The organism is Streptomyces sp. NPDC050504, assembly GCF_044458065.1.
Lineage (GTDB): Bacteria > Actinomycetota > Actinomycetes > Streptomycetales > Streptomycetaceae > Streptomyces.
The window spans coordinates 23,830-44,011 of sequence record NZ_JBITHO010000006.1 but is presented as its reverse complement, the minus strand read 5'-3'; the positions used below and the strand labels follow the sequence as shown (position 1 = coordinate 44,011).

The 20,182-nt window shown below is 69.9% G+C and carries 17 protein-coding genes and 3 pseudogenes; 6 read left to right on the top strand and 14 right to left on the bottom strand.

The annotated features are described in order from the left end of the window. Positions 1-9: 9 nt before the first annotated feature. Entirely contained in the window at positions 10-957 is a 948-nt protein-coding gene (locus ACIBNE_RS23005) for a LysR substrate-binding domain-containing protein (RefSeq protein WP_399274358.1), read from the top strand. A gap of 190 nt (positions 958-1,147) precedes the next feature. Here the strand turns inward: ACIBNE_RS23005 and ACIBNE_RS23000 are convergent, their stop codons facing one another. The 5 genes and pseudogenes from ACIBNE_RS23000 to ACIBNE_RS22980 form a co-directional block, all read right to left on the bottom strand. Continuing rightward, positions 1,148-2,221, bottom strand: a complete 1,074-nt coding sequence (locus tag ACIBNE_RS23000) for a B12-binding domain-containing protein (protein ID WP_399274357.1) — start codon at positions 2,219-2,221, stop codon at positions 1,148-1,150. After that, positions 2,218-3,834, bottom strand: coding sequence for a PP2C family protein-serine/threonine phosphatase (locus ACIBNE_RS22995; RefSeq protein ID WP_399274355.1), 1,617 nt, complete (start codon positions 3,832-3,834; stop codon positions 2,218-2,220). Before ACIBNE_RS22995 ends, ACIBNE_RS23000 begins: the two co-directional genes overlap by 4 nt. Before the next feature lie 1,447 nt (positions 3,835-5,281). Next, positions 5,282-5,529, bottom strand: a pseudogene (locus ACIBNE_RS22990) (transposase family protein); the annotation flags it as partial. Further along, entirely contained in the window at positions 5,526-5,885 is a 360-nt protein-coding gene (locus ACIBNE_RS22985) for a hypothetical protein (protein ID WP_399274353.1), read from the bottom strand. The gene ACIBNE_RS22985 and the pseudogene ACIBNE_RS22990, both read right to left, overlap by 4 nt. Before the next feature lie 392 nt (positions 5,886-6,277). After that, positions 6,278-7,180, bottom strand: a complete 903-nt coding sequence (locus ACIBNE_RS22980) for a LysR family transcriptional regulator (RefSeq protein ID WP_399274351.1) — start codon at positions 7,178-7,180, stop codon at positions 6,278-6,280. Positions 7,181-7,368: 188 nt separating this feature from the next. Here ACIBNE_RS22980 and ACIBNE_RS22975 point away from each other — a divergent pair, with 188 nt between their 5' ends. Beyond that, entirely contained in the window at positions 7,369-7,662 is a 294-nt protein-coding gene (locus ACIBNE_RS22975) for a DUF1330 domain-containing protein (protein ID WP_399274350.1), read from the top strand. A gap of 277 nt (positions 7,663-7,939) precedes the next feature. On the opposite strand, the pseudogene ACIBNE_RS22970 reads toward ACIBNE_RS22975, so the two are convergent. The 3 genes and pseudogenes from ACIBNE_RS22970 to ACIBNE_RS22960 all read right to left on the bottom strand — a co-directional run. Beyond that, positions 7,940-8,224: pseudogene (locus tag ACIBNE_RS22970) on the bottom strand (aquaporin); the annotation flags it as partial. A 215-nt stretch (positions 8,225-8,439) separates the two neighbouring features. Next, positions 8,440-8,883: a hypothetical protein gene (locus ACIBNE_RS22965; RefSeq protein ID WP_399274348.1), complete on the bottom strand. Its 444-nt coding sequence runs from the start codon at positions 8,881-8,883 to the stop codon at positions 8,440-8,442. A 695-nt stretch (positions 8,884-9,578) separates the two neighbouring features. Then, positions 9,579-10,289, bottom strand: coding sequence for an AAA family ATPase (locus ACIBNE_RS22960; RefSeq protein WP_399274346.1), 711 nt, complete (start codon positions 10,287-10,289; stop codon positions 9,579-9,581). Between the two features lie 647 nt (positions 10,290-10,936). Between ACIBNE_RS22960 and ACIBNE_RS22955 the strand changes: the two are divergent. Beyond that, positions 10,937-11,754: pseudogene (locus ACIBNE_RS22955) on the top strand (IS5 family transposase). Between the two features lie 24 nt (positions 11,755-11,778). On the opposite strand, the gene ACIBNE_RS22950 reads toward ACIBNE_RS22955, so the two are convergent. Next, positions 11,779-12,567, bottom strand: coding sequence for a GAP family protein (locus ACIBNE_RS22950; RefSeq protein WP_399274344.1), 789 nt, complete (start codon positions 12,565-12,567; stop codon positions 11,779-11,781). Further along, on the bottom strand, positions 12,564-13,157 hold the full coding sequence (locus ACIBNE_RS22945; RefSeq protein WP_399274343.1) for a TetR/AcrR family transcriptional regulator: 594 nt from the start codon (positions 13,155-13,157) through the stop codon (positions 12,564-12,566). Before ACIBNE_RS22945 ends, ACIBNE_RS22950 begins: the two co-directional genes overlap by 4 nt. A gap of 1,301 nt (positions 13,158-14,458) precedes the next feature. Here ACIBNE_RS22945 and ACIBNE_RS22940 point away from each other — a divergent pair. The 3 genes from ACIBNE_RS22940 to ACIBNE_RS22930 all read left to right on the top strand — a co-directional run bounded on the left by ACIBNE_RS22940 (position 14,459) and on the right by ACIBNE_RS22930 (position 17,524). Further along, entirely contained in the window at positions 14,459-14,929 is a 471-nt protein-coding gene (locus ACIBNE_RS22940; protein ID WP_399274341.1) for an SRPBCC family protein, read from the top strand. Positions 14,930-15,857: 928 nt separating this feature from the next. Next, the gene (locus tag ACIBNE_RS22935) at positions 15,858-16,124 is read left to right on the top strand and encodes a WhiB family transcriptional regulator (protein ID WP_399274339.1); all 267 of its coding nucleotides are present in this window, start codon (positions 15,858-15,860) and stop codon (positions 16,122-16,124) included. Positions 16,125-16,297: 173 nt separating this feature from the next. After that, the gene (locus ACIBNE_RS22930) at positions 16,298-17,524 is read left to right on the top strand and encodes an alcohol dehydrogenase catalytic domain-containing protein (protein WP_399274337.1); all 1,227 of its coding nucleotides are present in this window, start codon (positions 16,298-16,300) and stop codon (positions 17,522-17,524) included. Positions 17,525-17,658: 134 nt separating this feature from the next. Here the strand turns inward: ACIBNE_RS22930 and ACIBNE_RS22925 are convergent, their stop codons facing one another. The 4 genes from ACIBNE_RS22925 to ACIBNE_RS22910 all read right to left on the bottom strand — a co-directional run bounded on the left by ACIBNE_RS22925 (position 17,659) and on the right by ACIBNE_RS22910 (position 20,168). Further along, positions 17,659-17,880, bottom strand: a complete 222-nt coding sequence (locus tag ACIBNE_RS22925; protein ID WP_399274335.1) for a hypothetical protein — start codon at positions 17,878-17,880, stop codon at positions 17,659-17,661. Between the two features lie 72 nt (positions 17,881-17,952). Further along, on the bottom strand, positions 17,953-18,147 hold the full coding sequence (locus ACIBNE_RS22920; protein WP_399274333.1) for a hypothetical protein: 195 nt from the start codon (positions 18,145-18,147) through the stop codon (positions 17,953-17,955). 523 nt (positions 18,148-18,670) lie between these two features. After that, the gene (locus tag ACIBNE_RS22915) at positions 18,671-19,117 is read right to left on the bottom strand and encodes a DUF4383 domain-containing protein (protein ID WP_399274331.1); all 447 of its coding nucleotides are present in this window, start codon (positions 19,115-19,117) and stop codon (positions 18,671-18,673) included. Between the two features lie 277 nt (positions 19,118-19,394). After that, on the bottom strand, positions 19,395-20,168 hold the full coding sequence (locus ACIBNE_RS22910; protein WP_399274329.1) for a GAF and ANTAR domain-containing protein: 774 nt from the start codon (positions 20,166-20,168) through the stop codon (positions 19,395-19,397). Positions 20,169-20,182: the final 14 nt, after the last annotated feature.

Here is a 20,182-nt window from a genome sequence, read left to right as displayed (position 1 = left end):
AGCACGGCGATGGACCTCCTGGACGGCCGACTGAAGTTCCGGCACCTGACGCTGCTCGTCGCGATCGTCGACCACGGCAGCGTGGTGCGGGCCGCCGAGACCCTCCACCTCACCCAGCCCGCCGCGACCCGCGCCCTGCGCGAACTGGAGGGCATCGCCGATCTGCCGCTCTTCGTCCGCGAGCCCCGCGGTATGCGGGCGACGCTCTACGGCCAGGCCCTGACGGAGCACGCCCGCGCGGTGATCGCGGAGATGCGCAGAGCGGGGGAGCACCTCACCGAATTGCGGCACGGCCTGGACGGCACGGTGACGGTGGGCGCCCTGCTGGCCGGCACCAACGTGCTGCTGCCCCGGGCGGTCGCCGAACTCAAGCGCGAACGGCCCCGGCTGACGGTCGTCGTACGGGAAGGGACGCCCGACGTCCTCCAGCCCGCTCTTCTCGCGGGCGAACTGGACGTCATCGTCGGCCGGGTGGGGTCCGCGCTCAAGGAGGGGGACGGGCTGCGCCAGCGCAGGCTCTACCGGGAGCGCATCAGGCTCGCCGTCCGCTCGGGGCACCCCCTGCTCGGTGCGGCCGACGTCACGCTCACCTGTGCCCTCGACTACCCGTGGATCCTCCCGGTCGAACAGACCGCCCTGCGCCAGGAACTCGGCGCGCTCTTCGCCGACCGGGGCCTGACGCTGCCCGCCGACCGGGTCGAGTGCATGTCCATCCTCACCATGCGCGCGCTGCTCCTGCGGACGGACATGGTGGCGCTGCTGCCCGAACTGGTCCTGCGCGCCGACGAGCACCTCGCCGCGCTGCCCGTCGAACTGCCCTCGGTGGGCCGGACGGTGGGCACCACCGAGGCCGCGCACCGCACCCGCACCCCTGCCCTGCAAGCACTCCTGGACCACCTCGACCAGGAGGCAGCGCTCCTGCGCGAGACGCTGTGCGGGCCGACGGAGTCGGACTGACGGCCACCCGGCGCCCTCAGGGGCCTTTCCGGCGAATCATGCCCCGGGGCCGACACCGTACGCACCTCAAGGGGTCTTTCGGGTGCGATGTGGATTGGTCGCGTACGGCTGTCGCCCCCACTGCGCTGTGCGAGCAGGTGCTCGGCGGACGTGCGGCCGACGAGCGCCTGGGACGTGCGGCATCCGGTCGTCAGCCGACGGCCAGTGCCCGGATGCCGCACTGGAGGGTGCTCGTCGCGCGGGGGAAGTCCTTGAGCTCCGATGCCAGCAGCCGAAGGGCCGGGGGCAGGCTTCGCGCGGGAACGCCGCGCGCGGTGAGGATACGGGCGGTCCAGGTGAGGAAGCGGCCGAAGAGCTCCTCGTCACCGAGGTAGAGAGAGGTGGCGAGGAACTCCACGATGTGCGCGAGGTCTTCCGCGATCCGCTCGCGCTGCACCTCGTCGTAGGCGCGCATGCCGGGGAACGCGTCGTGCAGGCCCGTGAAGACGGCCCGCACGAGGACGGCGCTGTTGCGGGAGACCACGGTGTATTCCTGGTCCGCCAGATGCGGCAGGTCGTCCATGGGCTGGTGGTCGGGCAGCGGGCGCACCATCGGCCCCCGGGCCAGGTGGGCGGCCGCGGCGCGGGCGTCGGGCGCCCAGGCGTCGGCGCCCAGCAGCCGGGCGTACTCGCCCCGGGGCCCGAAGGCGGCGCCCCCGACGAGGACGGGAACGCCGATGGCCTGACAAGCGGTGATCGCGGCGTGCGCGGTCGGCAGCCGGGTGGCGATCGAGCCGGACAGGGCCACCGCGTCGGCCGCGGTGTTGTGCAGATGGGAGATCAGGTGGGGCGCCGGTACTTGGGCCCCGAGGTAGTCGACCTGCCAGCCCCGGATCCTCAGGACCTCGGCCAACAGGCGGGCGGGCAGCGCGTGCCACTCGCCGTCGACGCAGGCCACGGTGATCCTGCCCGGCGCCCGGTCGGCATCGACGGCGGTCCGCTTGCCCACGGCGGTCACGACGCGGTCGTTGATCGCGGTCGCGGCGTGCTCCTGGGCGACGGTGATCCGGTTGGCGGCCCATTCCTCGCCGATCCTGCCCTGCACCGCGGCGATCACGTCGAGCAGTGCGGCCTCCGGATCCAGGCCCTCGTCGAGGGCGCGCAGGACGGTTTCGGTCGCGGTGGACTCGTCCCCGGCCACGGTGGCTTCCCACAGATCGGCGCTGACCTGCCGGACGACGCGGTCGTGGGGAAGGGGGAGGCGGGGCGGTGTGCTGGTGCTCAAACGGTGCGCCACCCTCCGTCGGGCCCGTCCGCGGCACCGGGGCGGGGGCCGCGCGGTGCGGAGACGGCGCGGGGTGCGGAGACGGCGTGGGGTGCGGAGATGACGCGCGGTGCGGAGATGACGACGACGGCCATGTCGTCGTGACGGCCTGGGCCCACCCATTGCGAGGCCAGCATCTGCACACGCTCGACGATGCCCTCGCAGGGCATGCCCGCGCACTCCGCAAGGGCCCTCTTGAGACGTTCCTCGCCGAACTGCACGTCCCCCATCGGACCGCCCTTGGCCTCGGTGATGCCGTCCGTGTAGAGGACGCAGGACTCGCCGGGCGCCAGGGACACGACCGTGGTGCGGGCCGGGGCCTGGCGCATGGCTCCGACGAGGGTGCCCTGAGTGTCGGCCTCCTCCACCGTGCCGTTCGCCCGCACGATCAGCGGTGCCGGGTGCCCGGCGCTGGTCAGCCGGATCCGTACGTCGTCCCGCTCTCGGACGGCGGAGGCGAGTACCAGGGTCGCGAACCGGGTCCGTTGCGAGTTGAGGAGCGCGGTGTTCAGCAGGCTGAGGATCTGCTGGTGATCGTGTGCCAGGGGCAGCAGGGCGTGCAGCGTGTTGCGGATCTTGCCCGTCAGCACCGCGGCTTCCAGGCCCTTGCCGCACACGTCCCCGAGAGTGACCAACGAGGCCTCGCCCTCTACGGCGGCGGGATGGACGTCGTAGAAGTCCCCGCCGATCCGTTCGTGGTCGGCGGACGCCTTGTACCCGCCGGCGTAGTCCACGCCCGCGATCCGGTGGAGGACCGGCGGCAGCAGCTCCTGCATCAGCACTTCGGTGATCGCGGTCTGCTCCGCGTACAGCCGGGCGGCCGACATCGCCGCCCCGGCCCGAGCGGCGAACAGCCGGTCGAACACCTCCTCGGCCTCGGTGAAGGCGGCGCTCCGGGCGCGGCGCAGCAGCACCAGAGCTCCTGCCGGAACGCCGTGACCGGGCAGGGGAGTGATCACCACGGAGCCGACCGGACCGAACCCGTCGGGCACCATCCACTCGGGCGCCGACGACGGATCGATCCACCGCGAGGGCACGGGCGGGAACCCCCGCAGCGCCTCGCCCAGCCCCGGGACGTCGTCCGGGTCCACCAGCTCGTGCGACATGACGGGCGCCTCGCCCCGCACACAGGTCACCACCGGGAGCCGCCATCCTCGCGACGGCGCTATGGTGAGCGCCGCGTCGGCCAGGTTTTCCGCCGCAAGCTGCGCGGTCACCTCCATACAGCGCGCCAGGTTCAGGGAGGAGAGCAGGACGCTCGACGCCTTGGCGAGGAAGGCCGTCCGCTCCCGCTCCATGTGCAGGGCTTCCCGCGCCAGTTGGCGATCGGTGTCGTCGACGAGCCACCACGCCACCGCTCCGTCGGACCGGGGGCTTGGGTGCGCCTCGAAACGCCGTTCACCGATCACACCAGCGGCCGGGGGCGCATCCGGTGCGGAGGCGGTACGCGGGGCCGGTACGCGCATTCTGTCGCACGCAACGGCGAGCCAGGCAGGGACGACATCGGCGAACCGGGCTCCGGTACGGGCCGCGGGCAGGAGCATCCCGGCGACGGCGTTGTACAGGACGATCATTCCCTGGCTGTCCGTGACCAGGACGGGGTACGGGGCCCTGCCCCACGGAGTCTCAGGCTCCGCACCAGTAGTGGACTGCGCTTGGGTGGAGACCAAAATACGACGATCCGCAGCGCGGACCCCTCACCTCATCCACTCACTAGAAAACGTTTCCCCCACGCCACCGTCCCGCACACGGCCCCCGTCTGGCAACTGCCGCCGACCTCGTACCCACGATCCACACAAGTGAAAAAAGAATGACGGGCGGACAATCTGGCTGTGTCGGTGCCTTACCCCCGGCACTTGCCGCGCGCGGTGCACGGCGCGGGCGTGGTGACTGCTCCGGCCGCGTGGCGGGCACGCGGCCGGAGACATCCGTACGGTCATGGCTGGCTGCGTCGAGGGCGGGTCCGCCAGGAGTCGGCGTGCAGCGTGAGCAGGTAGGGGATGCAGGTCAGGAGGGTGACGAGGCGGATCAGCCAGCGGTTGTTGAGCAAGGTTCTGTGTCTTTCTCGCAGGAACTCGTACAGGATGACGACTGGGTTATTTCATGATCAATTTAGTTCGGTAGGTGCGGACCCCGGACAGGGTTTCTCTCGGCGTGTCGCCCTTCGTTCTGCCCGTCACGAGCCTTGACCGGGGCGCTGTTCACGATCCTTCGGATGAGGAGGGTCCTGCCTCAGGAGAGGCGGAAGTCGCCACGGGCCGCCGCCGTTGCCATAAGCGGGCCTACGTCCCGGTACGGCCGAGGGCGGCGGATCCCGATCGGGCGGTCATGGGAGTTCACCGAGGCCGTGCCGGGGGCGCGGCCTCGACCGGCCCGCGAATCGACGGGGACCCGGGGTGCATGAGCACGACGTCGTGCCACAACCCCGACGGACCGCGTGGAGTGCTTTCCCAGCGGCCCCGGCACATCGTGTTCAACCCGATCAACTACTGCCTCGACCTGTTGCAACTGCTCCAGGGTGCGGCCGGGCTCTTGGAATCCCGCAGGGGCACTGTCTCGTTGACGGTCGCCCTCGCGGGTGTGGTGCGGTCTTCGGGAAGGCGGGCCGCGTCGACCTGGAAGCGGGAGCCGCGCACTGAACGGGCCCGGAGGGGAGCAGCGGCGAACTCCCCTGCGACCGGCTTGTCCTGGCCGTCGGCAGCATCGACAAGCTTTTTCCCGAACCCGGGGTGAGACCGAGCACGCGCACGGCTTCCGCGGCGCACCCGAAGCGCTGTACGCCCGCGATCACGTCATCCGGCAGATAGAACTGGCCGCGCAGGGGACTGGCAACGCCACGGTGCGGGCGGCGCGGGCGCACCTTTGGCTAAGCGTTGTCCCATAAATGATCTACGACGTGTGCGTTGACCTGCCTGTTCGTAGTCACCCGGCGAGGGTGAGGTTGTGCAGGCGGGCGATGCCGAGCGTCGCGTGGCGGACGCCGTCGCGCTTGAGACGGCAGTCGCGGAGGATCTTCCAGGTCTCGACGATGCGGTCGGCCGCAGACTTGGACACCCCCCATAGAGCGAAGACAGTTGACGCAGGCCCAGCTTCGTCCGCCAGTACGCGGCGACCAGCAGCACGCGGTCCTCCAGCGGCAGACTCCACGGCCGGCCCGTGCTCACCGGATCTGCGCCCTCGCGCCGGAGTGCTGTGATCAGCGTGTCGAGCCGACTCGGGCTCAGCTCGCTGAACGGGGCAGCCCAGAAGGGCTCCGACGTCGTGATCACACCAGATCACCGCGTGATCGTTCCGCTGCTTCAGGTGCTCCCTGCCCGAACGCAATGCGGCAGCGTTCAACCTGCTCGCCCACGTGCTCCATGAACCAGCGCATGATCTCGTAGGGGATGACGTGCTCGTCGTGGCTGTGGATGTGGACGGTCGGCTCCAGGCTCGGATCCTCGTCAGGTATCACTGCCACCAAAAGGGCTACTCCAGGCACATGCGTTTCCGCGTTGGGGATCTCAGCCCACGCGGCCGGCGCAAGGACGGCCTCGCTCAGTTCCACACACCATGCGTCGTCCGGCAAGGCGTAGTGGTACTGGACGGCATAGTGACGGCCCTCATGAACCCGCAGCTCCGGCATGTCCGCAGGCTGCCACAGCCCCGCGTCGGAGTCTCGCGAGTATCCCGCTCAGCACCTGGCGCGGGCGCCGGCAGCCTTTGCGGGACAGCCCTTGGGCTGGAGGTCAACGATTCCCCGGTTACCCGTGCTTTTCCGATTCTGCGTCGGCGAAGGCGCGGTGTCCGCCGAGATCTCGGGCTGGGCGAGGATGTCGCTGCGGTGTACGACTCGGACCGGACCGGGACCCGGATCCGGGGCCGTCGTCGGATGCTGATCCGCCGGCGTAGCGAGGTCGTGTCGGACATTCAGCGAGACCGCCACCGTCGTCATCACCGCGCAGTCCGCCGGGCGCAGGGTCTTCGGCCTCGCCACCGCAGGCGTCTGCCCCGCGTGACCGCGTGACCGCTTGCACGTCAGTCCGGCAGCCAGTGCAGCTCGTGCGCCAGGGTTTTGGCGATGGCACGGATGCGACGGTGTAGCGGCGTCTGCTCGCGTGGGAGGACCAGGTGGATCGTCAGGCTGGGCGCGCCTCGCAGCGGTCGCCAGGTGAGACCGGCCGGTTGTGCCGTGGCCGCGGCTTCTCCGGCCGGGGCGAGAGTGGCCCCGTCGCGCAGGTCGCGCTGGGACATGTCGAAAGAGACTGTGGGGGTGTGAAATCGGGGGTGTGGTCGGGTGTCTCGGAACAGTGCGGACAGCTGATCGTGGATCACGGGGTTGGCCGCACGGTCCGGGAGCCGCAGCGGAAACGCGGCCGCGTCGGCGATCTCGATCTCCGGGTGTTCGGCCAGCGGATGGTGCTGCGCCAGCTGGACCCCGACGCGCATACGCCGCAGCAGGAACCGGCGCACGCCAGCGCCCGGCTGTTCACCGCGGGTGATCCCGGCGTCGATGCGGCCGTCGGCGACCGCGGGGGAGATCTCCGGTGTCGCCATCGGGACCGCGCCGACCTCAAGTCCGTTGTTGCCGCGAATCAGCCTGTCCACCAGGGCCGGTACCGTCTCGGCCCCGGCGCTGAGGCTGTGTCCGATGCGCAGAGTGCCCAGTTCACCGGCCGCCGCGCTCCGGGCGGTGTCCCATGCCCGGTCCAACGCCGCCAGCGCGGGTGGCGCGGACTCCGCCAAAGCGGTACCGGCCGTGGTCAATTCGACGCTACGCGTGTTGCGGATCAGCAGGGACGTGCCGAGTTCCGCCTCCAATCGGCGTATCCGGACGCTGAGTGCGGGCTGTGCGATACCGATCCGTGCGGCCGCGCGGGTGAAGTTCAACTCCTGCGCCAGCACCAGGAAGTACCGCAGGCTCACCGTATCCGGCGCCACGTGCCCTCCCTGCCGATTGATAACGATCCGTTCTGAGCCTATCCCGTACCGGTCTTTCCCCCGACCGCACATCAAGTCCTAACCTGCGCATATGACGATTCAACTGACCGCAGTACCCGTCGCCGGGATCGATCGATCTGAGTGCCGTTTCGAAGTCGGAAGTGTCCGGCCGAACGTAGGAGGCTTCCATGGCTAAGGGCTACTGGGTCAGTGTCTACCCCGCCATTTCCGACCCTGAGGGGCTGACTGACTACAACGAGCTGGCTGGGCTGGCCGTCCGGGCTGGGGGCGGGCGCGTCCTGTCCAATTTCGGTCGAGTCGTCGCCCACGAGGCCGGAATCACCGAACGCGTCGTTCTGGTCGAGTTCGACGGCTTTGAGCAGGCGGTCGCGGCATACGAGAGCGAGGCGTACCAGAAGGCGCTGGTGGCCCTTCCCGACGGCTTCGAGCGCGACTTCCGCATCGTCGAAAGCATCGACTGACCGGCGGGCCCAGCCATCGCTGGGCATCCGTCACCTGATACGCACGCGGTGCTGAACGACGACTCACGAGACGAGTTCGAAGCCGTGCCCCGCGTGACAGCTCCATGCTGGCGTCCGGACCGGGATGTCCTGTAGGAGGGCTTGGCGCCGCCGGTCGCCAGCCGCATCGGCCCCGGCTACGAGAAGACCCGCAACAGCCGAGCCGCTACCGGCTCCTGTCGGCAGCGGGGGTGCCGGTAGCGCGAAAGCCACCGGACATTCGCCAATAGCACTGCCCCAGCGTCCCGGCGCCAGCGATGCCGCCCAGCAACTGGGCGGCCCAGTACTCGACAGCCGTACGGCCCTTGATGCGCCCGGCCACCAGCATTCCGAACGTTATTGCCGGGTTGACGTGGCAGCCCGAGATCGCGCCGAGCGCATACGCCAGGGCCAGCAAGGTGAATCCGAAGGCCAACGCGATGCCAAGAGTGCCGATGCTGTCGCCCGCGAGAACGGCGGCGCCGACGGCGAAGAAGACCAAGAGCAAGGTACCCAGGAATTCGGCGGCGCGGCGGCGGACCAGTGTGTACCCGTTCGCGCCTGGACGAGCCTGGAGCAGCAGACGATGACCACGTCGGTGCGAGCAATGACGATCGGTGGTCACCGCGTAAACGCTTGGCTGTTGCCGTCGGCTCACCACGATCTCGTCGGGAATGGTGAACCAGTAGGCGTCCTTGGCCTGAGCCTCTACGCGGACGCGGACGCGGACGTAGACGTAGCGGATGGCCGGCGCTTAGGTCAGAAAGCGTCCTCGCCGGTGGAGTCCTCCTGGATGGAGGAATCGTCCGGCGGACCGGGAAGCTCGTCAGCCGTGGGAGTAGCAGCCTGCGGCGTGTCCGCAGGAGCATCCGCCTCCGGTTCATCGGCCGGACCATCCGTCTGTGCCGTATCTGTCGGGGTTTCGGCTTGTGCTGTATCCGCGGGAGGCTCGGCTTCTGCGGTATCTGTCGGGGTTTCGGCTTGTGCTGTATCCGCAGGAGTTTCGGCTTCTGCGGTATCTGTCGGGGTTTCGGCCTGTGGTGCATCCGCAGGAGTCTCGGCTTGCGCCGTATCCGTCGGAGTATCGGCCTGTGCTGCATCCGCCGGGGGAGGCGGCGGGGCTGTGACGGCTTGCGCGAGGCCGCCGTTGAGCGGGAGAACCGACAGCGTCAAAAGCGCGGATGTCGCCAGAAAGCGTCTCATGCTCGGCACGCTACGCAGTACGTGCGTGTGGAGCATCCGGTATGCGTCATCCGGGTGTGTTTCGGCCAGGTCGGGGAGCTGGTTTGCGGCGGGGCCAGGTCGCTGACATCGCCTTCACGCTGGCTGCGAACGTTCCGGGTTCGATCACTCGGTGCCGTGCGAGCCGGAGGCCGCCAGCGAACCGATCCCACACATGTGCTCGCCGCCGTACACAGGCTCAGCCGCTTGGAGTTGGCCGGCGAGAGCTTGCGGGCTGCACTTGAGCAACTCGCCCAAGCAGCCTTGCACTGGTTGCCGCCTCGGCTTTCGGCCGGGGCGGATGCAGAGTCTTGGCCGCCGCCTGGACATCCGACGCCCCGCCCCGGATGCGCGGGCTGCCGCAGGCAGAGATCCTGCGCCAGGTGTGGGTGCAACCACTACGGCCGCAATGCGCACGGACGCCTGGGCTGGCGCGACAGGCACGCTCTGCCTCCTGCGTCGCTGCGGTTCGACTCCCCGTACGACGCCAACGCGCACTACTGCGTCAAGCAGGACGCCGCACGGTCCGGCTACCACCCCCATTTCATGGAAACGTGCCCCCCGGACCTGCCGGAGGCGGTGATGCACGTGGTCACGACGACCGCGCGGCCCAGGGCGGCGCGCCCACCGGCCAGACCCACGACGATCTATCTCCTGGGTGGGCAAGGGGGGCGCCCTTATGGTTCGACGATATGTCGCAGATAGACGTGCGGGTCGGCGAGATAGCGGCGCCAGTGATCCACGATGCCGAGCTCCCGCCAGGCGACCCTCCGTATCCCGTGTCCGCCGACCTCGACGATGTCCGCACCCGGCAGTGCGGTCAGCAACGGTGAGTGTGTGGCGCAGATGACCTGGCCGCCCTCCTTGGCCAGCCGGTCGATGTGCCCGATCAGCTCCAGGCACGAAGAGAAGGAGAGCGCCGCCTCCGGCTCGTCGAGGACGTAGAGCCCGGCGTGAAGGAACTTGCCGCGGAACGCCGCGAGGAAACCCTCGCCGTGACTGACCGAGTCCGGCGAGAACCCTTCTCTGTCCAGAGCGTCCAGGGCGGTCTCGGCCCGTAGGAAGAAGCCCTTGCGAGCTGACCAGTTGCTGACCATACGGCGCCCGCGTGAGGCCGCGTCGAACCTCATCCGCTCGCCGAGCGCCGACTTGGCGCGCGGGGATGCGTAGCGCCAGTCGTGGGATCCGCCGTAGGAGTCCAGGCCGAACCCTTCCGCCAGCGCCTCGACCAGGGTCGACTTCCCCGACCCGTTCTCACCGACCAGGAAGGTCACCGGCGCGGTGAAGCGCAGCCCTTCGTCGAGCAGCTGCCGGACGCAGGGCACGGACCAGGGCCAGACGTCCTCGTCGTACGAGGAGAGGTGGGCATACGCACGTTCGACAATCACTCGACCAGTGTCGCCCAGGGGGTGTCCAAGCGCGGTCCCGTGCGCCGACCGGCACGGCTAGAAAGGCAACCGGACGACCGCCCCTATTCATCCAGTGCGACCTCGTGCCGAACGGGCGCTCACGAGACCTTTCAGCCCCAGCTGGACTTGTCCACGCCGTGTGGCCGCGTCGAAGCGCCGCCCTGCTCGGGACCATCGCGACCACAGCCGCCGTCCACCCCTTGCACCTTGCCGCCCAGACCATCGGAGCCCTTGGCTTGACTGTTCTGCTTGCGGTCTCCGCCCCGGCGGGTTCGAGGCCGAGGATCTCCAGCAGCACTCGCTTCCCGGCCGCCGGCTGGTGCTTCGCCCATGGCCCGATGGAGTGCTCCTGCCGCACCGTGTTCTCCGGAGGGAGGAAGCGCCCGTGCGTCTCCACGTACGACCGCGAGCCCCACATAGATCGCCGCCGGTGCGCTCGGGGTGCTGAACTCCAGCAGCGACGCCGCCCGCGTGCTCACCCCGAACCGGCCGCCGTCCCTTCAGTTTTCTGCAGGGCACGGCCGGCCATCTGCACGGACTCGACACCCTCAACACGGCAGGCTAAGAGGTCCTAACAGAAGCTGTTGATCATGTGACTGTCGGCTTGGTTGCTCGTTGGTCCGTTCGTGGCGAAGAGGAACTCCCGGCCGTGGATCGTGTCAGACGAACTGTGGTCGCTGGTCGAGCCGTTGCTGCCGGTTCCGGCGCCGAAGCTGGTGTCGGGACGGCCGCGGGTGCCCGACCGGCAGGCTCTGTGCGGAATCCTGTTCGTGCTCCACACCGGCATCCAGTGGGAGTACCTGCCCCAGGAGCTCGGCTTCGGCTCCGGCATGACCTGCTGGCGACGGCTCGCCGCCTGGAACGACGCCGGAGTGTGGGACCAGCTGCACCTGGTCCTTCTCAAGAAGCTGCGCTCGGCCAGGCAGCTCGACTGGTCGCGGGCGGTGATCGACTCCAGCCACGTCCGGGCCGCCCGACGGGGCCCAAAAGCGGACCCAGCCCGGTCGACCGCGCGCGTCCGGGCAGCAAACACCACGTCCTCGTCGACGGACAGGGCATCCCACTCGCCGTGTCGCTGACCGGCGGAAACCGCAACGACATCACACAACTGATGCCCCTGCTCGCGAAGATCCCGTCCGTCGCCGGCCTGGTCGGACGACCAAGGCGCCGACCGGACACGCTGCTGGCCGACCGCGGCTACGACCACGACAAATACCGCCGTCTCGTCTGGGCCCAGGGCATCAAACCGGTGATCGCCAGACGCGGCATCCCACACGGCTCCGGCCTCGGCGTCCACCGCTGGGTCGTCGAGCGGACGATCGCCTGGCTGCACGGCTTCCGGCGCCTGCGCGTCCGATGGGAACGACGCGACGACATCCACGAAGCATTCCTCAGCCTTGCCACCTGCCTCATCACCCACCAACACGTCCAACGCCTCTGTTAGGACCTCTAAGACTGACGGTGGGGTTCAGGCGGGTGGAGCGAGGAGAGTGATTACGGCGTTGAGGGTCATGCCGATGCCGAGGCCTCCGACGGTCCAGCCGAGCGTCTTGGCGCTGTTGCGGGTGAACCAGTCGTTGATCCGTTGCAGTACTGGCTCGGCCCGGTCGTGTGCGGCGATCCGGACGGAGCCGAGGAGAACTGCGGGGAGGATCATGACTACGCAGTAGCCGGCCAGCGCTCCGCCGGTGACCTGCCAGGTCAGATCGGCGTTCGCGAGCAGGCCCACGGCCGCCAAGTAGGGCACCATGGTGACGGCTTCAAGCGCCGTGGCCACCAGTGCGAGGCTCATCAGGCCCCGTATGCCTCTGCCCGGTGCGTCCCGGTCGTTCAGAACCGCACCGTCCGTACCGGAGGCGCCCGGACTTCCGCCCACCGGCACGGCACCCGACATCGCCGAAGACCGCCAGCGCCGCATTCGGCCCGGTTTGCCCGACCGGCTGCGGACGCGGGCCTCCAGCCGGTAACTCGCGACGATGACGATCAGACCGATGACGAGCTGCCCGATCAGAAGGTGCGTCGGGGCGATGTCCCTCAAAGCCTCCTGTACGGCCTGCAGCGCCGCATCGGCCCCCAGCATCAGGAGGACGCCGATGCAGAAGTAGAAGATCGCCACGGTGGCCAGGTAGGCGGCGATCCGGCCGGCGCGCACCCGCCCGGGGGTGAGCAGGAGCCAGATCGGTATGAGCAGGGTGCCGAAGCTGGTGCTGTCCAGCAGCCCCAGTCCGACCAAGGCCAGTGCCAGCGTCGCGCTCACCGGTCGAACAGCCGGTCGACGTAGTTGGACAGGGCGGCGCTGATGCGGGGCGCGCCGAAGCCGTCGCCGGTCGCCGCGTGGTGCAGGCACAGCCCGTCCACGAACCCGACCAGTGCCGCCGCCTCCGCCTCGGCGTCCACGTCCGCGGCGAGTTCACCGGCCCGTTGCGCGCCGCGCAGAGCCTCCTCGACGCCTTGCAGGAGCCGCGCAGTGGCGTCCCGGTGGATCGCGGCCATGCCGGCGTCGGTGAACGACGCCTGTACGAAGCTCAGCCAGACCCGCAGCTCGGCATGCCGCTCGGGGGTCAGGGGCAGGGACGCCTCCATCATCCGTACGACGAACGCCCGGATCGGCGGCTCGACGGGGATGGCCGCGATGCGTTCCTCGGTCCGCCGGTAGACGTACGCGATCCCGAACCTCAGCAGTTCGTCCTTCGAGCGGAAATAGCGCTGGACGAGCCCCACGGACACACCCGCCGTCCGCGCCACGTCGGCGAGGGTGGTCCGAGCCAGTCCCCGTTCGGCAATCACGGCCATCAGCGCGGAGGCGACCTGGCCGCGTCTCGTGTCAGCGTCTGCGTGTAACGTCATAAAAAAATAGTACCGCAATATTTTTTTGAGCGTCGATCCAGGTTCGCGTCGTACCTCCACTCCGGCCGAGGGGGTTCCTCGCCGGTTGAAAACTGTCGGACAGGGCGGAGGCTCCGTAGTGCGCGGAGGCCGGGCAACCTTCGGGTGGCACTCGCCCGACCCCAGGAGGAAAGGGGCGGGGAGGAGCGGGCGCCAGGGGCCGCTCGGGGTTCCGGGCGGGGTAGTTCCATTCGCGCGGCCGGTCGACGCGCGTCTGCGGCCCGGCTGGGCCCAGACGCGCGCCGCTCGATACGGCGGAGACGTGGACGCGGACGGACACGGAGTGCGACCTGGCGGTCAGACCCGCGCCCGCGCGGCGAGGCGCCCGGCCATCGTGCGGACGCCGATGGCGATGGCCCTGGTGTCGGGTTCGAGGCACTGTAGAGCGGGACGCCGACGGCGGTGTGGGCGTCATGCCCACAGGCGTGGGCGGGCCGGGTGGCGGCGGGGAAGATTCCCTCCGCCGGTACGGCGTCCTTGGCGGCGCGGTAGGCGACGGTACGTCCGGGCGGCGCGTCCTTCAGTACGCCGATGACGCCCAAGCCGTTGACCCCGGCGGTCACTTCGAGCCCGGCGGCGCGCAGCAGGTGCGTGACGATCCTTGACGTGGCGGCCTCGCCCTCGGAGGTCTCGCTCTTCGCCGTCTCCGCCGGCCAGAGCGACGGCTGCGTCGGCCCATATACGGGAAGCGTGCAGCCAGCGGGGGTGAGCCGGTCGCGACCCGAACCGCGCGGTGCCGCCTGGCCAATGACGGACGACAGGCGCGGGGGAGCTCGCCCCGGAGCGGGGACCGTTCCTCGTACGGGCGCCCACGCATCGTGTTCCCGGTTGTGGCGGGCGTGCCGGGCAAGGGCGCCATCGGGGGCGGCGGGTCGTCGATGACGGCGTGGTGGACGGACAGAGCGTGGTCCAGGGTGGCGGTCGCGGTAGTGATGCCCTGCGCCTGAGTCGGCCAGTGCGAAGGAAAGCGGTGGTTTCCGCCAAGGCCACCCGGGAACCCGGGCGTGGCACCGTGGTGAGGACGCGGATGTGGGGAACGGACGGCAGCCGCGCGAGGAGAACGGTGAAGTGGTGGGACGGCGCAGTGTGCACGGTTGCGGACCCCGAACTGTTCGCATGGAGCACGGCAAGCACACCGGACGTAAGCCACGAGCGGAGAGGTGGTCCGCGGCAGCCGCGACCGCGATGGACGCGCCCGAGCCTTGGCCCGTGGCCCTCGGCCGAGCGCGTCCCGTACCGCCGGACAGCAGCCTGGAGGCATCATGGCACGACGACACCGACTGATCAGCGCGCCGCCGCAGGTCGTCTGGGACGTACTCGCCGACGGCGAACGGTACGCGGAGTGGGTGGTCGGCGCGTCGGATTCACGGCCCGCGCACGGCCAGTGGCCCCAGCTAGGCTCGTCCCTGCGGTACGAGATCCGGCTGGGCCCCCTCCGGCTGACCAACGAGACGGTGGTCCGTGGCGGCACGCCCGGGAGCAGCCTGGAGCTGGAGGCGAAGGCGGGCTTCCTGGGCACCGCCAGGATCGGGATCTCCCTGCTGGAGTGGGGTGAGGAGTGCCTGGTCATCGTGGACGAGCATCCGCTGCGCGGCGTGGGCGGGATGCTGCACAACGCGGGCGTGGAAGCGGTCATCCAGCTGCGCCACCGGGCGATGCTGGCCAGGCTGGCACGGCTGTGCGAGAAGGCCCCCGGAACGCTGGCCCGATCCACCGGCGCTGAAGGGCGGTGAGGCCGACGGGCGGGGCTGGGGCCGACGGCCCGGTGGTCCGTTGCGCAACGTCTGTGGGCGGACATCCATTCCGTACGGGCAAGTGAGCGCCACAACAGTCGAACCGGCTCGCCCCTGAGCGCGCCGGGTGCCCCCGGCCGGTAAGCGCGAGCCTGCCCGTAGTCAGGACCCCGGCTGCCTGCCCGAAGCCCTGCGACTGAGATGGGACATGCCGCACCGAAGCCGAAGCCGAAGCCGAAGCCGAGGACGCGGAGGTGAGGATGCGCGAGGCCGTCCCCTTACGCGTGCGTGTCACAACCCCGTGTACAGGCAGCGATGGGCGTGGGCGTCCAGGGTGTCGGTACTGGTGGCCCGGGGCGCACCGGTGATCGGCAGGGGCCCGGCTCCTGGAGTGCGATGACGTCTTCGGCGCACGCCGGGTGTGCCGACCGGCTCGGGGGACCGGCCAGGGGCTCCGGGACCTCGGGCTCGCCCCGAGTACCCCGTCCGGTACCTCCTGCGCGTCCGGTACCGCGATCAGTCTTCGCCAAGGACGATGTGCTGCTCTTCACGCGTGCTTCGCGTGCCGCTTCGTACGGTTTGCGCGGGTAGACACGTACGCAGAGTCGCATCCCTTCCGGGCTGCGGCTCACGCTGTTGCGCCGGGGACCGTCCTCCAGCGGAGCACGAGACGATCGTGCGTTTGGACGGAACAGACATGGCTGGATCTCCTTTCCGGGCCCCTGGCCCAACCAGGTTGGCCGACTTGCGGTTCGGGTGCCTCGGGCGGGTACCCGGGACGTTCTGCCGCACACCGCGTGCGCAGGGACCACGCGGATCGCGTGGACTTCGGGAGGGCTGCCGCGGTGCCGGTTTCCAACGATCCTGCCGGGGCACCCAGGCAGGGCACGAGGAGGATCCTGCCGACTGCCGACCGTGAGGAGAAGCCATGGAATGGTTGCGCAGCGCGGCTTGCGTGCGTGTGGACCCGGAGCTGTTCTTCCCGGTCGGGACGTCGGGCCCGGCGCTGCGCGACACGCGGGCGGCCAAGGCGGTCTGTGCTCGCTGCCCGGTCGCCGAGCAGTGCCTGTCGTGGGCGCTGGATACCGGTCAGGCCACAGGAGTGTGGGGCGGTACGTGTCCCGAGGAGAGGGCTCTCCTGCGTCGTGCCCAGAGCAGAGCCGCAGCATCCGGCGGACGGCGAGCGGTGCCGTAGGGGGCCGTGGAGTGCGTCTCGCCCTGGCGAGCACGAGCAGGGGGAGCTACCAGGAGCAGGCTGCGCCGCTGTACGAAACGGCGGACCGGCCGAGTCGAGCACACCGGACGAGTAAGGAGCGGATCATGAAGGCGGTTGTGTGGCAGGGAGTGGGTGACATCAGGCTGGAGGACGTGCCGGAGCCGAAGATCCAGGACCGGTACGACGCGATAGTGAAGATCACCACGGCGGCGATCTGCGGCACGGATCTGCACTTCGTGCGCGGCACGCTGCCGGGACTCAGCGAAGGTCGTGTTCTGGGGCACGAGGCGGTGGGCGTGGTCGAGGAGACCGGACCCGGCGTGCGGAACTTCCGGCGGGGCGACCGCGTCGTGGTCCCTTCCACCGTGGCGTGCGGAGTGTGCGCCTACTGCCGGGCCGGCTACTACGCACAGTGCGACAACGCCAACCCCGCGGGCCCGCTCGGTGGCACGACGTTCTTCGGCGGTCCCGATGCGGCGGGCGGTCTCGACGGCCTTCAGGCCGAATACGCACGTGTTCCCTTCGCCCACACCGGGCTCGTACCGCTGCCGGACTCGGTGGACGACGCGCAGGCCATCCTGCTGTCCGACGTCTTCCCCACCGCGTGGTTCGGCGCGAAGCTCGCGAGGGTCGGAAGCGGTGACACGGTGGCCGTGGTCGGAGCGGGGCCTGTGGGACAGTGCGCGATCATCGCGGCGCGACTGCAGGGTGCGGGCCGGGTCATCGTCGTGGACGGGGTCTCCGACAGGCTCGCCCTTGCACGAACCCAGCATGCGGAGACGGTGAACTTCAACGTTGAGGACCCGGTGCGACAGGTACGCGAGATGACCGGTGGAACAGGCGTGGACCGTGTCATCGAAGCCGTCGGCATTGATGCCGAGCGCCCAGGTAGTGGCCCTGCGGCGGAATCCCTGACTTCTATGGAAGGACAATGGGACGAGGAGTGCGAGGAGGTCGCGCCGGACCGGGGCTCTGCCGAGCGCGGCACATGGATCGCCGGTGACGCGCCGAGTCTCGCGGCCCGTTGGGCGGTCGACCTCGCGGCCAAGGCCGGCACCGTGGGAATCGTCGGTGTCTACCCGCCGCACGCCGACCGTTTTCCCGTCGGACAGGCCATGCAGAAGAACCTCACGCTGCAGATGGGAAACTGCAATCACCGCCGGTACATACCGCGCCTCGTCGCCATGGTGGCTTCCGGAGCCCTGGACCTCGCCCCTCTCATCACTCAGTGGGCGGTGACGGCCGATGTGATCGCGGCGTACGAGAACTTCGACCGGCGCGAGGAAGGGTGGACGAAGGTCGCGCTCGACGTCGCCGATCCGGTCGCGCGGAACGGGAAGGGGGACGTTCGGGCCGGAGGGAAGCCTTCAGAGTCCTGACCGGATGGCAAGCGCGGCGCGGCCGGTGCCGGGCGGTGGGCGTCGGCAGGGAAAACGGGGCTGCGTCTCCGAGATCACTCGATCATCAGCGGCTTCGTGCTGGTCCCGGTCGTCACCGTGCCCGGGAGGGGTTGTCAGTCGCTCGCCGACGTGTCTTTCCCGGCGTCCTTCTCAGCCTCCTGGTCCTTCGTAGTCTCCTCCTGGGCCCGCCTGTTCGGCGTGAGGGCGTCGCCCGCCTCGCCGTCCTTCCGGTCCTGGTGGCGCACCTCGGCCGGGGTGGGGTCGCCCGCCTCCCGCGCCTCGTGCTCGATCTCCTCGGCGGCGGTGGAAGCGCTGTCGCCCTGGTGGTTGTTCATGTCGTCGCCCTCTCGGTGTCTTTGACGTTCCCTTTCCGTGCCCGGCGGCGGCCGGGCGCGGCGGCACGTCCCTCACTCGTACGTCCAGCGTTTCGTTTCCTCGGAGCGTCCTCTGCGGGTGGTCTCCCGCACCTGGGTGGAGCACTGCTGCGGCAGAGGACCGTGGACCGCGAGCCTTTCGCGTTTGTCACTGTCCGGGACGAGGAGGTCGGCCCCGGTCTCGTCCCGGCCACTCGCCAGTCCGCGCACGACGGCCTGGTACGCCATGAGGCAGGCGGGCTCGTTGGGTGGGCACTCCAGCAGCGGTGCCGGGCGCGGAAGAGGCGACCACCGAGCCGGGGGCGGATCGCTCCCGGAGGCGGGGACCGACGGAGAGCCTTGCCGCTCCTGTGCGAGGGCGTCCTCCACGGCGCGGCGCACGTCGTCGTCACCCAGCCGCTTCGGGCCGCTTTTGGACGTGGCTGGTCCGGAACTCGCGCCGAGGCGCGGCCGATTCGTTCACGGTGACGGTCGGCGTGGACGCGCTGGCCCAAGGACCGGGGCGGTCGAGCAGAGGGGTGAGGGGCGCGAGGTTCATGGTGTCTCCTGCGGAGGCGGGATCGTCGGGTACCCGGGCGCGCCCCGGTCACACGGCCCGCAGGCGGTCTTGCGGCATGCTGGGGGCAGTGCGTGACCTCAGGGGGGTAGTGAGCACGGCGTAGCAGACCGTGGGCACGGGGAGCGGTGTGGTGGTTGCGACCGGCTATCGCGACTGGAGCGAGAACGTCTTCGTCGTCCACGGCGCCGACGGTCAGCGTTGCCTGTCCCGTCCGAGCAGCACGCCCAGGGCGACCATGCCGAGGCCGAGCACCAGGTGCAGCCAGTTGTCCGCCGTGTTGACGGGCACGAAGTTCGCTCCGCTGTCGTGGTCGATGAGCAGGCCGTACAGCCAAAGCGCCAGGTAGATCACGCCGCCGCCGATGAGGTACGCGCCGCTTTGCGCGGCGGTGCGGGACAGGGCGATGCCGAGTACGCCGAACAGGAGGTGGACGAGGTTGTGCAGGACGGACACCTGGAAGAGGCCCAGCAGCTTGGCGTCTGAGTGGTGGGCGGCGAAATCCATGGTGTCGTAGTGGGTGGTGATCCCGGGGACGAACCCGAGGACTCCGACGAGGAGGAACACCGTGCCGACGCCGAGGGCCGCCTGCTGGACCCTGGTGCGGCTGCGTCGGGCGGTCGCTCCGTGATGGGCGGTCACGTTACACGTCCCTTGCGGAAGTGGGACCGGTCCGGCGGACCGGGGCGCCCTCGTGGGCCCCGGCCAAGTACCCCTGATGCCCGTTGTATGCGCGAAGCAGGGAAGCCGCTTGCCCTGCGGTGGGCTGCCGCCCGCCGGGATCGCGAGGGAGCGGCGCGTCGCTCACCAGTAGTCGCCTCTGCCCCGGAGTCGGTTCGCAACGGAGTTGGAACAGCAGCGAACTCAGGGCGATGAAGCCGACCGGCGCACGGCGTTGTCACGGCGCTGCGGCCCGGGTTCACGGGCGGGGCGGGGTGCGGGGGGCGAAGAGCGGGCTCGTGGGGGGTGGCTGGCCGGTGACCTGGGTGATGATTCCGGCGGCGACGTCGCGGAGTTTGGTGTTGCGGTTCTGGGAGGCGCGGCTGAGGATCTGGAAGGCCCGGTCGGCGGTGCAGCGCTGCTGGCCCATGATGATGCCCAGTGCCAGGTCGATGACGGTACGGGAGCGCAGGGCGGCCTGGAGGTCTGCGCTGTGTTGGGCGTGGCTGGTGACTTTGAGGGCGATGCCCAGGGCTCCGGCGGCATGGCCGGCGAAGATGGCGGCGTGGTCGCGGACGGCGGGCGGGAAGCTGCCGACGCGTGTGCCGTAGAGGTTCATCACGCCGGTTGTTTTCTGGCCGGGCGGGGTGAGGGGCAGGGCGAGCATGCTGCGAATGCCGTGGGTCTGCGCACGGGAGGGGAAGGAACCGAAGCGCTGTTCGCGGCTGAGGTCGTCGGCGTGGTGTGGTCGGCCGGTGTGCAGGGTCTCCAGGCAAGGGCCTTCGCCGGCTTCGTACTGTTCCTGGTCGAAGCGCAGGACCAATTCGTCGCTGGCGGCGGCTGTGTAAGGGCGGCCCTGCGGCTCCAGGGTGACCGAGCAGTGGAGGTCTTCCACGGGCAGGGTGCGGGTGGTGAGGTGGACCAGGTCGTCCAGGAATTCCTCCAGTTGGTCGGAGTCCAGGAGCAGGGCCTGGAGCTGGTAGAGGGCCTGCCCGTCGAAGTCGGCGGGGTCCGGGGAGGGAGGTGCGGTCACGACGTCGACTCCTC